The following is a 15,462-nucleotide window of genomic DNA, read 5'->3' as shown; positions in this document are numbered from 1 at the left end:
CCTTGCCGCAGGACGCCGCCTTGACGAGGCGCAGCCGTGGGTGGACGGCCAGCTGTCGGGGCTGGGCACTGGTCAGTTCACGGTCCGCCTGCATGCGGTGCTGCCTCCGATCGCTGCGGACGGCACGTGCGTGTCGCTGCGGGTGCTGCGGCCTGCAAGCCAGGATCTGGCCGCGCTGACGGCAACCGGCACCATCGCCGCCGAGGCCGCCGCCCTCCTGGACCAGATCATCCGGGCACGGCTGGCGTTCCTGATCTCCGGTGGCACCGGCGCCGGAAAAACCACCCTGCTTGCGGCGACTCTTGGCGCCGTTGCCCCCGACGAACGCATCGTCTGTGTGGAGGATGCCGCGGAGTTGGCTCCGCGACATCCCCATCTGGTGAAACTCGTCGCGCGGTGCGCCAATGTCGAGGGCATCGGCGAGGTGACGGTGCGTGATCTCGTCAAGCAGGCGTTGAGGATGCGGCCCGACCGGATCGTGGTCGGAGAGGTTCGGGGCGCCGAGGTGGTGGACCTGCTCGCGGCCCTCAACACGGGTCATGACGGCGGTGCTGGCACCGTGCACGCGAACAGTCCCGCCGAGGTGCCTGCCCGGCTCGAGGCGCTGGCCGCGCTCGGCGGACTCGACCGCGCCGCGCTGCACAGCCAACTCGCCGCCGCGGTACAGGTTGTCCTGCACGTCAGCCGCGACCTGGCCGGGCATCGTCGACTCAGCGAGATTGCGGTGCTTCGTACTGGGGAGGACCGCCGCGTCCGCGCTACTGCTGCATGGCGCGCAGATATTGGATTCGATTGCGGTGCTGACTATTTGAAGGCCCTCGTCCTGGCGCGGGGGCAATCATGACGGGGGCGGCGCTTGCCTTGGCGCTGGCGCTGCTGATCACGCCGACCTCGTCGCGGCACCGCCTCGAGGCACTCAAGCTGATCGCGCCCATCGGTCAGCGATTGCGGGTGGCGCCAATCGCGGCGTGCGGGGGATTAGCCCTGGCGTTCGTGGTTCCGGTCACCGTCATCGCGGCCGCGGCAATCATCGGCGCCACGGTCGTGCTGCGCCGCAGACGGCAGCTCGGCGAGCGGCGGCGTGCGACCGAGTCCGTCGCGCTGCAGGCGGCGCTGGATGTCCTCGTCGGCGAGCTGCGGGTTGGCGTCCACCCTGTCGCCGCGTTCGATGTCGCGGCCAACGAGGTTGATGATTCGGTCGCCTCTTCGCTTCGGGCTGTGGCGGCGCGGGCGAGGCTGGGCGCGGACGTGGCCGCCGGGCTCAACAGTGTGGCTCGGCGATCGTCGCTACCGCAGCACTGGGAACGGCTTGCGGTTTACTGGCAGCTCGCCCAGACGCACGGCTTGGCGATTGCCACGCTGATGCAAGCCGCGCAGCGCGACATCGTTGAACGGGAACGCTTTTCGGCCCGGGTCAGCTCCGGGATGGCTGGCGCGCGTACGACCGCCGCGGTGCTGGCCGGTCTACCGGTGCTCGGCGTCGGACTCGGACAGCTCATCGGGGCCGATCCCGTCGGCTTCCTGTTATCCGGCGGCGGATGGCTATTGGTCATCGGTGTCAGCCTCGCCTGCGTCGGCCTGTTGTGGTCGGACCGGATCACCGGACGAGCCCTGACATGAGCTGGGCCGCTGTACTTTTGGCAGCCGCGCTGTTGGTCGGCGGAGACCATTCGCGAGTTCGGATCCGGGCGGGCAAGTCGGTGCCGCCGACGCCCCGCCGACCGGTGCGCGCTAGTGACCCGTTGGCTGCGGCGTCGAGCCTCGATGTGCTCGCCGCATGCCTGCGTTCGGGGATGGCGGTGTCGACGGCGGCGGCGGCCACGGCGCAGTCGGCTCCAGCGGCTGTGGCGCGGCTGCTCAACCGCGCTGCCGACCTGCTTGCGCTCGGCGCTGACCCCGCTACTGCGTGGGCGAATCCAGACGGGCGCCTGGACGCTCACGCTGAGGCGCTGTTGCGGCTCGCGCGGCGATCGGCTTCTTCGGGTGCCGCGCTCGCACAAGGTGTTGCGGAGCTGGCCGAACAATCACGCCTTGACGCGGCCGACGCGGCAGGGTCGGCCGCCGAGCGCGCCTCGGTACTGATCGCCGGCCCGCTCGGGCTGTGCTACCTGCCTGCGTTCGTGTGCCTTGGCATCGTCCCGGTGGTCGCCGGACTGGCCGGTGATGTTCTTCAGTCGGGGATTCTGTGATGGTGAACCAGTAATGAGGAGGAAATCAATTGGTGGGAAACAAGATTCGGGAGCTGCAGGCAAGGGTGGCGTTGCTTGTTGTCGAGGACGACGGCATGTCGACGGTCGAGTACGCGATCGGGACCATCGCCGCGGCGGCCTTCGGTGCCATCTTGTACACGGTGATCACCGGCGATTCCATCGTCAGCGCGCTGACCAACATCATCACCAGGGCGTTGAACACCAACGTCTAGGTGACGAGGCCGGCGGTGTCACCGTCGAGGCGGCGTTGGCGATCGCCGCGCTGGTCGTCGTGCTCATCCTGTGCGTGGCGGGGCTTACGGCGGTGTCGATGCAAATGCGGTGTGTGGACGCCGCACGTGAGGCGGCGCGGCTCGCGGCGCGCGGCGACGACACGTCAGCAACCGACGCCGCGCGCAGTATCGCACCCAACGGGGCGGCGGTGCAGTTGCGGCGCGACGGCCAGTTCATCGTCGCAACCGTCACGACGAGATCGCCGCTGCTTCCTGGCGTCTCCGTCGCGGGCCGTGCGGTGGCCGCGGTCGAGCCGGGCTGAGCAAGGCTCTGCGAGCCTAGTCGCCGCGGCGATGGTGGCGGTGCTGTTGGCGATCACCCTGGGCGGTCTGTACATCGGCTCGGCGGTGATCGCCCGTCATCGGGCGCAGGCCGCGGCAGACCTGGCCTCGCTGGCCGCTGCGGGCCGGCTCGCAGACGGGGCCGACGTGGCGTGCCAGCAGGCCACAGCGATAGCGCAGGCGATGCATACGGCGCTCACACGATGCGCGGTCGAGGATCTCGATGTGATCGTCGCCGTGGACGCCGCAGTGACACTCGGCCATTTCGAGGTGGGCCCGGCGCGCGCTGCCGCACGGGCGGGACCGGCCGACCCTGCCGGTTAGCCCTCGGAAAGCCCCGCGGCGGCCAGTTCGGCCGCGGTCGGTTCGCGCAGCGTGGCGAGCCCGGCGTAAATGTTCTCCTCGAGTTCGACCCGATTGACCGTCACGTGCACCGGCGTCCATCCGCCCCCGATGGCCGCCATCCGCAACACCCCTGATGCCGCACCATGCACGAATTCCGTTGCCATCTTCCCCATTTCGGGGTGGTCGTCGGGATGCACCGTGTGGTCTCCCGCCATGGCCGCGCGCCAATCGAAGAACGGGACGGGCTCGTCGAGCCATTTCAGCAGCGTCCAGTTCTTCAGGTCGACCAGCACCCGGTACACCCCTGGCTGTGCAAGCCCATGGAGGATCCTCTGCGCCAAATAGTCATAAGGAACGGCGGGGCCCTCCCGCTCGCTGCGCCAGTTCATCGCGCGACAGATGAGCTGTTCCTTGCCGTCGTCCTGGGCCTCAAGAACTACCCGCGCGACGAAACCCACGGTTATCGGCTCGCCGTTGAAGTCAGTGACATCCCAAGCGCTGCAGAATGTTTGGCCCACTTCGGGCTTGATCGCCATCGACAGCACTTTGGCCTCGCTCGGGTTCAGATCCCGGCGGGGCAGGTCCTCGGCGAACGCGCGGCCGTGGGTGACGGCGTTCTCGGGATCCCACCCGCTGTTGAACAGCGCCTCTGGGGTGTCATTGGCGACGCCTCGCGACAGGTCCCAGATCAGCGGACCCGGCGTCGGACGCTCGGGAGGCTCCATGTCCGGCGGACCGACCCAGACCTGGACGCCGTGGATCACCCCGTCGGACATCTGCACGACTTCGGTACGAATCACGCGGTCGTTCTTCGGGGTGATGCTGCTCAGGCCTTTCCCGGCGCGCACGGTCTCGCCGATGGCGGTCTGGATCGCCATCAGATTGGGATTTCGCCGGAGAAACGCGCTGATTGGCACCAAGTTCTTGGTTTGGCGACCTTGCGCGACCACCGCCGGCTCGCTGCCCAGTGTCTCCACGAGCAGCCAGTCGTGGGTCATGGCGGCATATTACCGGGAGGCCCTGGGTGAACGGACGCCCGAAGGTGCCTTGCGGAATCCGTCGATCCGGCCTGCTGAAAGGCCTCGCAAGCCGTTTGGTAACCCATTCCTAAGTTGCGGAAGCCCCTCCGACGAGGTATTTTTCCCCTGCACCCGACTTTCGGGATTGGGAACGGATCGCGTTGTCCGGCCGTCGCCCGCAACTGTCTGTGTGCTTTGGCGCGCCCGATACGGCGCCCCGGCCACGGACCCGTGGGGGGCGACCGTCGAGGGGTCGGTCGCCACCCACGGCTCCCTTAGGGCCTGTCAGCCGCGAGATGAGCGAGCACCAGCCGCAAGACCTTCACCGCAGCCGCTTTGTCCAGCGGATCATTGCCGCTACCGCACTTCGGCGACTGCACACATGACGGGCAGCCGAGCGGGCATTCGCAGGCCTCGATCGCCGCGGCCGTGGCCGCCCACCACGTATCGATCTTCTGGAATCCGCGACCGGCGAAACCGGCCCCGCCGGGGTAGCCGTCGTAGACGAATATCGTCGGCAAGCCGCCCACTGGGCCCACCGCCGTCGACACCCCGCCGATGTCGCCGCGGTCGCAGCTGGCGACCAGTGGAAGCAAACCGATCGCCGCATGTTCTGCGGCATGTAAGGCACCGGGCACACGCAGCAAATCAATTCCGTTGTGCTGCAATGCCTCCGGCGTGATCATGCACATGACGGCCATGGTGTCGAGCGTGCGGGTGGGCATCTCGAGCTCGACGAAGTCGATCACTTCGCCGTTCAGGCGGCGCCGCAGGTAGCCGATCACCGTGTTCGTCACCGACACCGGCACAAGCCCAACGGTGACCGGGCCGTGGGTATTTCGCTCACCGTCGCCCGTCACGACAATGTCGGTCAGCTCGCGCGCATACGTCGTGTAGCCAGGGTCCTCGGAGTGCACGAACGCGACGCCGTCCTCGAAATCCAGCGTGTCGACGACATAACTCTCACCCTGATGCAAATACACCGCTCCCGGATGCACCGCGGCGGGCGCCTGCCCAGCACCCGCGCTGCCCAGCAGCCGGCCGGTATCGGCTTCCAGGATCGCGATCTGCCCGCCGGACGAACCTCGGATGTCCACCGCCGGGTGCGGATCGACGCCCGGGGTAGGGAAGTAGCCGCTGGGTCGTCGGCGCAGCAGCCCGTCGTCGACAAGCGACTCCGCTACGGCTTCGGCGTTCCACATCCGTACCTCCGCTGCGGTCAGCGGAAGCTCGGTCGCCGCGCAGAGCAACTGCGGGCCAAGGACATACGGGTTGCCCGGGTCGATGACCACGCGCTCGATCGGTTTGTCCAGCAACGCGGCCGGGTGGTGCACCAGGTAGGTGTCCAGAGGGTCGTCGCGGGCGATCATCACGATCAGTGCGCTCTGCCCGCGGCGGCCCGAGCGGCCTGCCTGCTGCCAGAACGACGTGACGGTGCCGGGAAAGCCGGCAAGAACCACCGCATCCAGACCCGCGATGTCGACACCGAGCTCAAGCGCATTGGTCGTGGCCATCCCGCGCAGTTCACCGTCGGCCAATGCCCTTTCGAGTTCGCGGCGATCCTCGGCCAAATAGCCTGCGCGGTAGGAGGCCACCCGATCCGCGAGATCGGGAGCGACTTCCTCCAGGCGGGCTCGCGCACCCAGCGCCGTCAACTCCGCTCCGCGGCGCGAGCGGACGAAGGTCAGCGTCCGCGCGCCCTCGGCGATGAGGTCGGCCATCACCCGTGCCGCCTCCGCACCGGCCGAACGCCGTACCGGAGCGCCGTTTTCACCGGCGAGGTCTTCGCGCATCGCAGGTTCCCATAGCGCCACCGTTCGCGCGCCCTGCGGTGATCCGTCCTCGGTCACCTCCGCGACGGCCTGACCGATCAGCTCGGAGGCGGTGGCGGCGGGGGCCGCTGTCGTCGCGCTGGCGAAGATCACCGTCGGGCTCGACGTGTATCGCGCGCACAGCCGCAGCAGGCGTCGCAGCACCATCGCCACGTTGGAGCCGAAAACTCCACGGTAATAGTGGCATTCGTCGATCACGATGAACTGCAGATTGCGCAGGAACACCGCCCAGCGTGCGTGGTTGCGCAGCAGCGAGAGGTGAATCATGTCGGGGTTGGAGAAGATCCACCGAGATCGTTCCCTGGCGAATCGCCGCACCTCGCCTGGACTGTCGCCGTCATACGAACTCGGTGCGACGTTGCCTAATTCAGGCACGGTTTCGGTGAGCGCCACTGCGGCGCGCAGCTGGTCGTGGCCCAGCGCCTTGGTGGGGGACAGATAGAGCACCCGCGCCCGCGAACTCTCTTTCAAGGCCGTCAATATCGGTAGCTGGTAGGCAAGGGACTTGCCCGATGCCGTGCCGGTGCTCAGCACGACGTGGCGGCCGTCGCGGGCGAGATTCGCCGCTGCGAGTTGATGTGACCACGGCGCCTCGATGCCGTGATCAACAAACGCCCGCACCACATCTGGGTGGGCCCAACGAGGCCATGCTCCAAGTCGCTCCTTCCGCGGCGGCAGATCCGCGATATGGCGCACCGGATGTTCGTCAGGATCGGTGCCTTCGATCGCGCACGCGAGAAGCGTGCGGCCGAAATCCGACCCCAGATCTGACATGCCCGCCCTCCTGAAATCAATTGTTCATCACTTCATCGCATCGAGACTGTCGCAGCAGCGGAGAACATGATTGACTTACGGCGGTCGCAGCTTCTGTGTTCGTGTATTTGCACCCGCAGGATCGACGTTGCGATCGCGGTTCCTGCGAGGGTTGTAGGTCGGGTCAAGTTCCGACGACTCCACGAAGGTATGGCGGTCGGAACGGGCCCGGTACATCGGAAGTCGGTGAACCGCACCCGGTAAGAAGAGAAGGAAAGTACGAGAATGCCACAGGGAACTGTGAAGTGGTTCAACGCGGAGAAGGGCTTCGGCTTTATCGCCCCGGAGGACGGCTCCGCCGATGTGTTTGTCCACTACACGGAAATTCAGGGATCCGGCTTCCGCACCCTGGAAGAGAATCAGAAGGTTGAGTTCGAGGTTGGCCAGAGCCCCAAGGGGCCGCAGGCCACGGGAGTTCGCGCCGTCTAGGCGATCACATCCCGAGAAACCCCCCGCGCAGTTCCGATTACGGACGACCGCGGGGGTGTTTCCTTTCTGGGCCGTCCGCGGCCCGGGAGCACATTGGTTAGGCGGCACTGGCCTACTGTCGATTGCGTGAGCCAGCTGTCGTTCTTCTCGGCCGAGTCGGTGCCGCCTGCGGTCGCCGACCTGACCGGGATACTGGCTGCGCCGGGCCAGGTGGTGCTGGTCGGGGATGGCGCGCGGCTGTCGGTCGTCGTGGATCGCCTGTGGCGCGCAGAGGCGCTTGCCGAGATGATCGCCGAAGCCGGCCTGGAGCCGGAGATCGCCCGCACCGACGAGAACACCCCGCTGGTGCGCACCGCGGTCGACCCGCGGCTGGTGAACATCGCCCGCGATTGGACCCGCGGCGCCGTCAAGACCGTGCCGCCTCAATGGCTGCCCGGTCCGCGCGAATTACGGGCCTGGACGCTGGCGGCCGGCACCCCGGAAGCCGACCGATATCTGCTCGGCATTGACCCGCACGCTCCGGACACGCATTCGCCGCTCGCGTCGGCGATGATGCGGGTCGGAATAGCTCCGACGCTGATTGGTACCCGCGGGTCTCACCCGGCACTGCGGATCAGCGGGCGGCGACGACTATTGCGCCTGGTAGAGAACGTGGGGGAACCGCCGGGCAACGTCGAAGCGTTTGAGCTTTGGCCACGCATATAGTGGCCGAAGACAGGGGGGTCAGTTTGCGTCGGCCCGCGCGGAGTGCGAAATTGTCAGTTGCCAGCGGGCTGGTCGGTCGTCGAAGCGCGACGTCCGGCACTGCATGGCAACTATAGAAGTGGAGCGTAAGCACAGGTGGCTGACGGGGACCGCGGCAGTGGCCGCAACGGGAACCCTCGGCGGCTCGTCATAGTCGAGTCGCCTACCAAGGCGCGCAAAATAGCTGGCTACCTTGGCTCCAACTACATCGTCGAGTCTTCCCGCGGGCACATCCGTGACCTGCCACGGGCCGCCGCCGACGTGCCTGCCAAGTACAAGTCCGAGCCATGGGCCCGGCTCGGGGTCAACGTCGACGCCGACTTCGAGCCGCTCTACATCATCAGCCCGGAGAAGAAGAACACCGTCGCCGAGCTGAAGGACCTGCTCAAGGACGTCGACGAGCTGTATCTGGCCACGGACGGCGACCGCGAGGGCGAGGCTATCGCCTGGCACCTGCTGGAAACGCTCAAGCCACGCATCCCGGTCAAGCGGATGGTGTTCCACGAGATCACCGAGCCGGCCATCCGGGCCGCCGCCGAGGACCCGCGCGATCTCGACAATGACCTGGTCGACGCCCAGGAGACGCGCCGAATCCTCGACCGGCTCTACGGCTACGAGGTCAGCCCCGTGCTGTGGAAGAAGGTCGCGCCGAAGCTGTCGGCCGGCCGGGTGCAGTCGGTTGCGACCAGGATCATCGTGTCGCGCGAGCGCGAGCGGATGGCGTTCCGCAGTGCCGGGTACTGGGATGTCACCGCCGAGCTCGACGCCAGCGTCTCCAACCCTTCGGCGACCCCGCCGACGTTCACGGCCAAGCTGAACTCGGTCGACGGGCGACGGGTGGCCACGGGACGCGACTTCGACTCGCTGGGGCAGGTCCGCAAGCCCGACGAGGTGCTGGTGCTCAACGAGTCTGCCGCGGGTGCTCTCGCGACCGGGCTGCGTGGCGCGCAACTGGCGGTGTCATCGGTCGAGCAGAAGCCGTACACCCGTCGGCCCTATCCGCCGTTCATGACGTCGACACTGCAGCAGGAGGCCGGCCGCAAGCTCCGGTTCTCCTCCGAGCGCACCATGAGCATCGCGCAGCGGCTCTACGAGAACGGCTACATCACTTATATGCGTACCGACTCGACGACGCTGTCGCAGTCGGCCATTGATGCCGCCCGTAATCAGGCCAGCCAGCTCTACGGCGAGGAGTACGTACACCCCACGCCGCGGCAGTACACCCGCAAGGTGAAGAACGCGCAGGAGGCCCACGAGGCCATCCGGCCGGCCGGTGATGTCTTTCAGACGCCGGGCCAGCTGCACAGCCAGCTCGACACCGACGAGTTCCGCCTCTACGAGCTGATCTGGCAGCGCACCGTGGCCTCGCAGATGGCCGATGCGCGGGGCACGACGTTGTCGCTGCGCATTTCCGGGGCGTCCTCCGACGGGCAGCAGGTGGTGTTCAGTGCCAGTGGCCGCACCATCACGTTCGCCGGCTTCCTGAAGGCCTATGTCGAGAGCATCGACGACCAGGCGGGCGGTGAGGCCGACGACGCCGAGAGCCGGCTGCCGCAGCTGGAGCAGGGCCAGCGGGTGGACGCCAAGGAGCTGACCGCCGACGGGCACACCACCTCGCCGCCTGCGCGCTACACCGAGGCGTCGCTGATCAAGGCCCTTGAAGATCTCGGCATCGGCAGACCGTCGACGTATTCATCGATCATCAAGACCATTCAGGACCGCGGCTACGTCCACAAGAAGGGCAGCGCGCTGGTGCCCTCATGGGTGGCGTTCGCCGTCATCGGCCTGCTCGAACAGCACTTCGGCCGGCTGGTCGACTACGGGTTCACCGCGGCGATGGAAGACGAACTCGATGAGATCGCCGCAGGCAACGAGCGTCGCACCAACTGGCTGTCCAATTTCTACTTCGGCGGCGAGCACGGTGTGCCCGACTCGATTGCACGATCGGGCGGGCTGAAGAAGCTCGTCGGCGTGAACCTCGAGGGCATCGACGCTCGAGAAGTCAACTCCATCAAGCTTTTTGACGATGATCAGGGTCGCGCCATCTATGTGCGGGTCGGCAAGAACGGTCCGTACCTCGAGCGGATGGTCGCCGATGAGGACGGTGAGCCCGGCGCATTGAAGCCGCAGCGGGCCAACCTCAACGACTCGCTGACTCCTGACGAGCTCACGCTGGAACTCGCCGAAAAGCTGTTCAGCACACCGCAAGAGGGCCGCTCGCTTGGCGTGGACCCCGAGACGGGGCATGAGATCCTCGCCAGGGACGGCCGCTACGGCCCGTATGTCACCGAGGTGCTGCCCGAGCCGCCGGATCAGCCCGAGGACGGGGCGCCTGCGAAGAAGGGCAAGAAGCCCACCGGTCCCAAACCGCGCACGGGCTCGCTGCTGCGGTCGATGGATCTGGAGACGGTCACGCTGGAGGACGCGCTGCGACTGCTGTCGCTACCGCGCGTCGTGGGCGTCGACCCGAACACCGGTGAGGAGATCACCGCTCAAAACGGCCGCTACGGCCCATACCTGAAGCGCGGCACCGACTCTCGCTCATTGGCGACCGAAGAGCAGATGTTCGACATCACGCTCGACGAGGCGCTGAAAATCTACTCGGAGCCGAAACGCCGTGCAGGGCAACGTGCTTCGGCGCCGCCGCTGCGGGAACTGGGCACCGATCCGGCAAGCGGCCAGCCGATGGTGATCAAGGACGGCCGGTTCGGGCCGTACGTCACCGACGGTGAAACGAACGCCAGCCTGCGCAAGGGTGACGACGTGCTGTCGATCACCGACGAGCGGGCCGCGGAGCTGCTGGCCGACCGGCGGGCACGTGGGCCGGTCAAGAAGACGACGAAGAAGGCTGCCAAGAAGAAGGCTCCTGCGAAGAAGGCTCCTGCGAAGAAGGCCGCCAAGAAGGCTTAGGGCTGTCTACGGGTCGCCACTGCGGATCGTCACATCCGCCACTTGAGTCACCGCCGCGGGCGAAGGGCTTTGTGCCCGCCTCTGCGCGACAACACAGCGACTACCAGCCGACAGCTGTGGCTGTCGCTCGGAAGTCGCTGTGAGGCGGGCACTTTCACACTCGCCCGGCGCCGTTGCGCTTGAGGTAAATGTGACCCGGCGAGTTATCCAGAGACGTCGCTGCGGAGCTCGCGCGCCTCGCCGGCCTCGCTCGGCGACACCAGGTTCAGCGGCCGGGCCAGCTGTGTCGGGGCCCTGCGGCCACGCAGTTCCACGATCTCGCCGACATCCCAGCACAGCGCCTCGGCGTCCAGTGCGCCGCTGACCGCAATCGCGGACGCCAGCACGTGGCCCTGCTCCAACTTGGCGAGCTCGGTGAGGCGGGCGGCCTCGTTGACCGGGTCGCCGATCACGGTGTACTCGAAGCGGGCCTGCGCGCCGATATGCCCGGCGATCGCGCGCCCCGCCGATACCCCGATGCCGAACTCGGTTTGGCCGAGGACTCGGATGAGCTCGTCGTGCAACTCGCGCGACGCGGCCAGCGCCGCACCACAGGCGTCGGGGTGCTCGATCGGCGCGCCGAAGATGGCCAGCGCGGCGTCACCCTGGAACTTGTTGACGAAGCCGCCGTGACGGTTGACTGCGTCGACGACGACGCGGAAGAACTCGTTGAGCAGATTGACGACCTCGGACGCCGGGATGCTGGCCGCGAGCTGTGTCGACCCGACCAGGTCGACGAATAGCACTGCGACGTCGCGCTCCTGGCCGCCCAGCTCGGTGCCACGCTCAAGGGCGCGACGGGCCACGTCCTCGCCGACGTAGCGGCCGAACAGGTCGCGCAGACGTTGCCGCTCCGCGAGATCACGCACCATGTCGTTGAATCCGGCCTGCAGCAAGCCTAATTCGCTGGCGTCGTAGATCTGCATGTGGGCGTTGTAATTGCCGCGCTGCACTTCGCCCAGCGCCCAACGCAATTGGCGCAGGGGGTCGGCGATCGACATTGCCACCAGGACCGTGCCCGCAAGCCCGATAGCCAGGGCGGCGAGCGCCAGTATCAGGATGGGTGTGATCAGCCGATCTGCCGACGCGGTGAGGATCTCGAACTTGCTGGCCACCAACGCCAACACGATCGCCAGGACGGGCACGCCGGTGGAGAGCACCCATGTGAGGACCTGACGCAGGATGACGCCGGGCGCGCGGAAATTCTCCGGTACGCCGCCGCGGAGAGCGGCCACGGCCACCGGCCGCAACACCCGCTCGGACTGCAGGTAACCGATGATCGCCGTCGCCGTGGCGCCCAGCCCGGTCGCAACGGCGACGACGGGCGCCGACTTACTGGCGACCGGCCAGCTGGCCACGATGAAGACGATCGAGCCAAGGCACCAGTTCGTGAAAGCGAGAACGGAGCGGTAGAACGGCATCTTCAAAGCGCGCGTGCGGGCCAGTTCGGTGATGGCCGGGTCGCGGTCGCCGAGCAGGGTGTCGCGGCGCTGCCAGCGGATCACCGGGATCAGCAGCCGCAGGCTCAGGTAGGCGAAGGCAGTGAACGACACGAACAGGTAGCCGAGGAAGATCGCCAGGTTGAAGGCCGGCAGGTCCTGCAGCTGGACGCGGTCCTCTGGCGGTAGCCCGAAGCGCAGGAAGCCGAGCACGAACAGCGCGCCGATGATGTCGGCCTGCAGCATGCCGAGCGTGAACACCGGCCACGGGGTGCGCGCCACCCAGCGGACGAATGCGCTGATTCGCCCTATCGGAATGGCCTCGGTGGTCACCCGTCAACCGTATCGGGCGGTGGTGACCTGTTAGGGCGCTGTGAGACAGACGTGTCGGTTTGCAGCACTACTGTTATTCGCGATGGCCGGTGTTTTTTCGCGTCTGGTGGGGCAAGACGCTGTGGAAGCGGAATTGGTGGCTGCAGCGCGGGCGGCGCGTGGTGATTCAGCTCACACCGCCGCCTCGACGGGCACCATGACACACGCCTGGCTGGTCACCGGCCCGCCGGGGTCTGGGCGGTCGATCGCCGCGCTGTGCTTCGCCGCTGCACTGCAGTGCACGTCGGACGGCGCGCCCGGCTGCGGGGAGTGCCGCCCCTGTACGACGACGATGGCAGGCACGCACGCCGACGTGCGGCGCATCATTCCTGAGGGCCTGTCGATCGGCGTGGACGAGATGCGCAACATCGTGCAGATCGCGTCGCGGCGGCCAGGCACCGGGCGGTGGCAGATCGTGCTGGTCGAGGACGCCGACCGGCTGACCGAAGGCGCAGCGAATGCGCTGCTCAAGGTGGTGGAGGAGCCGCCGCCGTCGACGGTGTTCCTGTTGTGCGCGCCATCGGTGGATCCCGAGGACATCGCGATCACGCTGCGCTCGCGGTGTCGGCATATCGCGTTGGTGACACCGCCGGTGGACGCGATCGCCCGGGTGCTAGTCGAGACCGACGGGCTGTCCGAGGAGGACGCCCGCTGGGCGGCGTCGGTTAGCGGTGGCCATGTCGGGCGGGCACGCCGGCTGGCCACCGACGAGCAGGCGCGGGAGCGCAGGCAACGCGCACTCGGCTTGGCGCGTGACGCGGCGACGCCGTCGCGGGCCTACGCCGCCGCCGAGGAGCTTGTCGCGACGGCGGAGGCCGAAGCGCGGGCGCTGACCGAGGACCGCAACGAGGCCGAGACCGACGAGTTGCGGACGGCGCTGGGTGCAGGCGGTACGGGCAAAGGGACTGCGGGTACGTTGCGTGGAGCATCGGGGGCGATCAAAGACCTTGAGCGACGGCAGAAGTCGCGCCAGACGCGGGCGTCGCGGGATGCGCTGGACCGGGCGCTGATCGACCTGGCGACGTATTTTCGCGATGCGCTGCTTGTGTCTGCGCTGCCGGAGGACGCAACGCCGATCCAGCCCAATCATCCGGACATGGCGGACCGGGTCGCGGCGATGGCCGCGCACGCGACGCCGGAGAAGCTGCTGCGCTGTATCGAGGCGGTGCTCGAGTGCCGCGAGGCCCTGGCTGTGAACGTCAAGCCGAAGTTCGCGGTCGACGCGATGGTGGCGACGGTGGGGCAGGCGCTGCGTGACTGACTTTGGCCGTCGGTGGGGCCTGCCGTAGACTCGTGCCGCTGAAAGGCACGCCACCTTAGCTCAGTCGGTAGAGCGATTCACTCGTAATGAATAGGTCAGGAGTTCGATTCTCCTAGGTGGCTCAGAGTGTTCCTCCTTGCGCGAGCGACCGTGTTTGTACGGCGACACGCCGTATTTGCATGGCATTTCGCGGTCGCTCGCGACCAAGTCAGCGTTCGTAGACCGTCGACAAGAAATCGTCCACCAGCGGCGCCACTTCGCCGAGGTGGGTTTCCAGCAGCCAATGACCGCCGCCGAGCAGGTGCAGAGGCGCATTGGGCAGGTCGCGATGGTAGGCGCGCGCCGATTCCTCAGGCATGTAGCCGTCGTGCGGACCCCACACGATCAGGGCAGGCGGCTTGTGCTCGCGCAGATATGCCTGCTCCTTGGCGAACCAGTCGAGAGTCGACGGCTGGTCCTCGAGCAGGTGAATGAGGTTGGCCAGACGTTCCGGGGTGGACATCAGCGACCAATGCAGCGTCCACAGGTCAGGGCTGATTCGGGGAGCGACGTCGTCGGGCAGCTCGCCACGGAACTCGCTTTCGAAGCCTGCGAGCGTGACGTGCTGAGCGATGTGCCGTCGCGAGTCAGGTCCGGGGTTGTCCCAGATCTTCTTCAGGAAGTCGTACTTCGGGCCGAACGCGTCGGCGTAGATGTCGCCGTTCTGGATTACCAGTCCCGCGACGCGGTCGGGTGCAGCCAGCGCGAGCCGGAAGCCGAACTGCGAGCCGTAGTCGTGTAGCCACACGACGTAGCGCGTCAACCCCATCGCCTCGACGAACTCCTGCAGGAACTCGGCATACGCGTTGAAGGTATAGCCGAAGTCGTCCGGCGAAGGCGTTGCGCTGTAACCGAATCCGGGCATATCGGGCGCAATCAGCCGCCATCGACCCCCGAGTGAGGCCATGAGGTTGCGGTACACGAACGACGAGGCCGGGTAGCCGTGGGGCAGTAGCAGGACCGGCGCGTCAGACGGTCCGGCTTCGCGGTAGAAGGTGTCGATGCCTGCGACGGTGACCCGGCGATGGTGGATTGGGGCTAACTGCATAGCCTTTCGGTTGCCCGTCACCCCTGCGCGTCAAACACCTCGCGCGACATCGGATCAGAATGGGCGGACGTCGACGTCGTCTGGGGTGTCGAAGAGTTCGTCGCCGCGGAGGCGGAGGCCGAGGTGCGTGTCGAGAAGGTTGTAGAAGAGGCGGTACAAGCGACGATGGGTGTTGAGTTCTAATTCGTAGAGCGCGGCGACATAGGGATTAAATTCTGGTGAGCCAGCCGCACCGCCAACCCCATCCAGCTGCTTGCGTAGCGGATTGCGCTGGTTCTCGACACCGAATGTCCCCGCCGCGGCCGCCATCACAGCGTGATCTAGCTGGGCGGCACCGACTGAAGGGTAATCGCGGAAGCGACGGGCTGAGATAGCTTCCGCGGCGATCCGCAGCGACGCAGCGGCATC

The 15,462-nt window shown here is 67.2% G+C and carries 15 protein-coding genes and 1 tRNA gene; 11 read left to right on the top strand and 5 right to left on the bottom strand.

The features are described 5' to 3' along the window. The 6 genes from VFH65_RS30070 to VFH65_RS30045 form a co-directional block, all read left to right on the top strand. Nucleotides 1-844, top strand: an 844-nt coding sequence (locus VFH65_RS30070) for a TadA family conjugal transfer-associated ATPase (RefSeq protein WP_353326893.1), incomplete at its 5' end; no start/stop codon positions are given. Further along, the gene (locus VFH65_RS30065; RefSeq protein WP_353326891.1) at nt 841-1,620 is read left to right on the top strand and encodes a type II secretion system F family protein; all 780 of its coding nucleotides are present in this window, start codon (nt 841-843) and stop codon (nt 1,618-1,620) included. The genes VFH65_RS30070 and VFH65_RS30065, both read left to right, overlap by 4 nt. Next, entirely contained in the window at nt 1,617-2,189 is a 573-nt protein-coding gene (locus VFH65_RS30060) for a type II secretion system F family protein (protein ID WP_353326889.1), read from the top strand. The genes VFH65_RS30065 and VFH65_RS30060 overlap by 4 nt, the downstream gene beginning before the upstream one ends. A gap of 29 nt (nt 2,190-2,218) precedes the next feature. Then, the gene (locus VFH65_RS30055) at nt 2,219-2,422 is read left to right on the top strand and encodes a DUF4244 domain-containing protein (protein WP_353326887.1); all 204 of its coding nucleotides are present in this window, start codon (nt 2,219-2,221) and stop codon (nt 2,420-2,422) included. 35 nt (nt 2,423-2,457) lie between these two features. Beyond that, nucleotides 2,458-2,745, top strand: a complete 288-nt coding sequence (locus VFH65_RS30050) for a TadE family type IV pilus minor pilin (protein WP_353326886.1) — start codon at nt 2,458-2,460, stop codon at nt 2,743-2,745. Between the two features lie 31 nt (nt 2,746-2,776). Further along, nucleotides 2,777-3,088: an Rv3654c family TadE-like protein gene (locus VFH65_RS30045; RefSeq protein WP_414688543.1), complete on the top strand. Its 312-nt coding sequence runs from the start codon at nt 2,777-2,779 to the stop codon at nt 3,086-3,088. Here the strand turns inward: VFH65_RS30045 and VFH65_RS30040 are convergent. Both VFH65_RS30040 and VFH65_RS30035 read right to left on the bottom strand, forming a co-directional pair. Next, the gene (locus tag VFH65_RS30040; protein WP_353326882.1) at nt 3,085-4,107 is read right to left on the bottom strand and encodes a PAS domain-containing protein; all 1,023 of its coding nucleotides are present in this window, start codon (nt 4,105-4,107) and stop codon (nt 3,085-3,087) included. The genes VFH65_RS30045 and VFH65_RS30040 overlap by 4 nt on opposite strands. 296 nt (nt 4,108-4,403) lie before the next feature. Then, on the bottom strand, nt 4,404-6,734 hold the full coding sequence (locus tag VFH65_RS30035) for a DEAD/DEAH box helicase (RefSeq protein WP_353326880.1): 2,331 nt from the start codon (nt 6,732-6,734) through the stop codon (nt 4,404-4,406). Nucleotides 6,735-6,998: 264 nt separating this feature from the next. Here VFH65_RS30035 and VFH65_RS30030 point away from each other — a divergent pair, with 264 nt between their 5' ends. From VFH65_RS30030 to topA, 3 genes are all read left to right on the top strand, one after another. Beyond that, nucleotides 6,999-7,202 carry a cold-shock protein gene (locus VFH65_RS30030; protein ID WP_006243848.1) on the top strand — a complete coding sequence of 68 codons (204 nt, stop codon included), beginning with the start codon at nt 6,999-7,001 and terminating at the stop codon, nt 7,200-7,202. A 126-nt stretch (nt 7,203-7,328) separates the two neighbouring features. Continuing rightward, entirely contained in the window at nt 7,329-7,907 is a 579-nt protein-coding gene (locus VFH65_RS30025; RefSeq protein WP_353326875.1) for a hypothetical protein, read from the top strand. Nucleotides 7,908-8,042: 135 nt separating this feature from the next. Further along, nucleotides 8,043-10,856, top strand: coding sequence for a type I DNA topoisomerase (gene topA / locus VFH65_RS30020; RefSeq protein ID WP_353326874.1), 2,814 nt, complete (start codon nt 8,043-8,045; stop codon nt 10,854-10,856). Between the two features lie 203 nt (nt 10,857-11,059). On the opposite strand, the gene VFH65_RS30015 is transcribed toward topA, so the two are convergent. After that, a complete protein-coding gene (locus VFH65_RS30015; RefSeq protein WP_353326873.1) occupies nt 11,060-12,667 on the bottom strand; it encodes an adenylate/guanylate cyclase domain-containing protein in 1,608 nt (535 codons plus the stop codon). 82 nt (nt 12,668-12,749) lie between these two features. On the opposite strand from VFH65_RS30015, the gene VFH65_RS30010 reads away from it, so the two are divergent. Together VFH65_RS30010 and VFH65_RS30005 are read left to right on the top strand one after the other, a co-directional pair. Next, complete coding sequence (locus tag VFH65_RS30010; RefSeq protein ID WP_353326871.1) at nt 12,750-13,967, top strand: DNA polymerase III subunit delta'; 1,218 nt, start codon at nt 12,750-12,752, stop codon at nt 13,965-13,967. Between the two features lie 49 nt (nt 13,968-14,016). Beyond that, nucleotides 14,017-14,089 (top strand) — tRNA-Thr (locus VFH65_RS30005). A gap of 86 nt (nt 14,090-14,175) precedes the next feature. Here the strand turns inward: VFH65_RS30005 and VFH65_RS30000 are convergent. Both VFH65_RS30000 and VFH65_RS29995 read right to left on the bottom strand, forming a co-directional pair. Further along, the gene (locus tag VFH65_RS30000) at nt 14,176-15,054 is read right to left on the bottom strand and encodes an alpha/beta fold hydrolase (RefSeq protein ID WP_353326869.1); all 879 of its coding nucleotides are present in this window, start codon (nt 15,052-15,054) and stop codon (nt 14,176-14,178) included. Between the two features lie 54 nt (nt 15,055-15,108). Continuing rightward, nucleotides 15,109-15,462, bottom strand: a 354-nt coding sequence (locus tag VFH65_RS29995) for a hypothetical protein (RefSeq protein WP_353326867.1), incomplete at its 5' end; no start/stop codon positions are given.

This window comes from Mycobacterium sp., from assembly GCF_035697385.1.
Taxonomy (GTDB): Bacteria; Actinomycetota; Actinomycetes; order Mycobacteriales; family Mycobacteriaceae; genus Mycobacterium.
The sequence above is the reverse complement of the archived record's forward strand: the minus strand, read 5'-3'. Positions and strand labels throughout refer to the sequence as shown.

Bases quoted from the DNA above. Each gene is read 5' to 3' on its own strand.
- VFH65_RS30030 (WP_006243848.1), top strand. From the start codon at position 6,999: ATGCCACAGGGAACTGTGAAGTGGTTCAACGCGGAGAAGGGCTTCGGC.
- VFH65_RS30060 (WP_353326889.1), top strand. From the start codon at position 1,617: ATGAGCTGGGCCGCTGTACTTTTGGCAGCCGCGCTGTTGGTCGGCGGA.
- VFH65_RS30000 (WP_353326869.1), bottom strand. From the start codon at position 15,054: ATGCAGTTAGCCCCAATCCACCATCGCCGGGTCACCGTCGCAGGCATC.
- VFH65_RS30045 (WP_414688543.1), top strand. From the start codon at position 2,777: ATGGTGGCGGTGCTGTTGGCGATCACCCTGGGCGGTCTGTACATCGGC.
- VFH65_RS30035 (WP_353326880.1), bottom strand. From the start codon at position 6,734: ATGTCAGATCTGGGGTCGGATTTCGGCCGCACGCTTCTCGCGTGCGCG.
- VFH65_RS30065 (WP_353326891.1), top strand. From the start codon at position 841: ATGACGGGGGCGGCGCTTGCCTTGGCGCTGGCGCTGCTGATCACGCCG.
- VFH65_RS30040 (WP_353326882.1), bottom strand. From the start codon at position 4,107: ATGACCCACGACTGGCTGCTCGTGGAGACACTGGGCAGCGAGCCGGCG.
- VFH65_RS30010 (WP_353326871.1), top strand. From the start codon at position 12,750: ATGGCCGGTGTTTTTTCGCGTCTGGTGGGGCAAGACGCTGTGGAAGCG.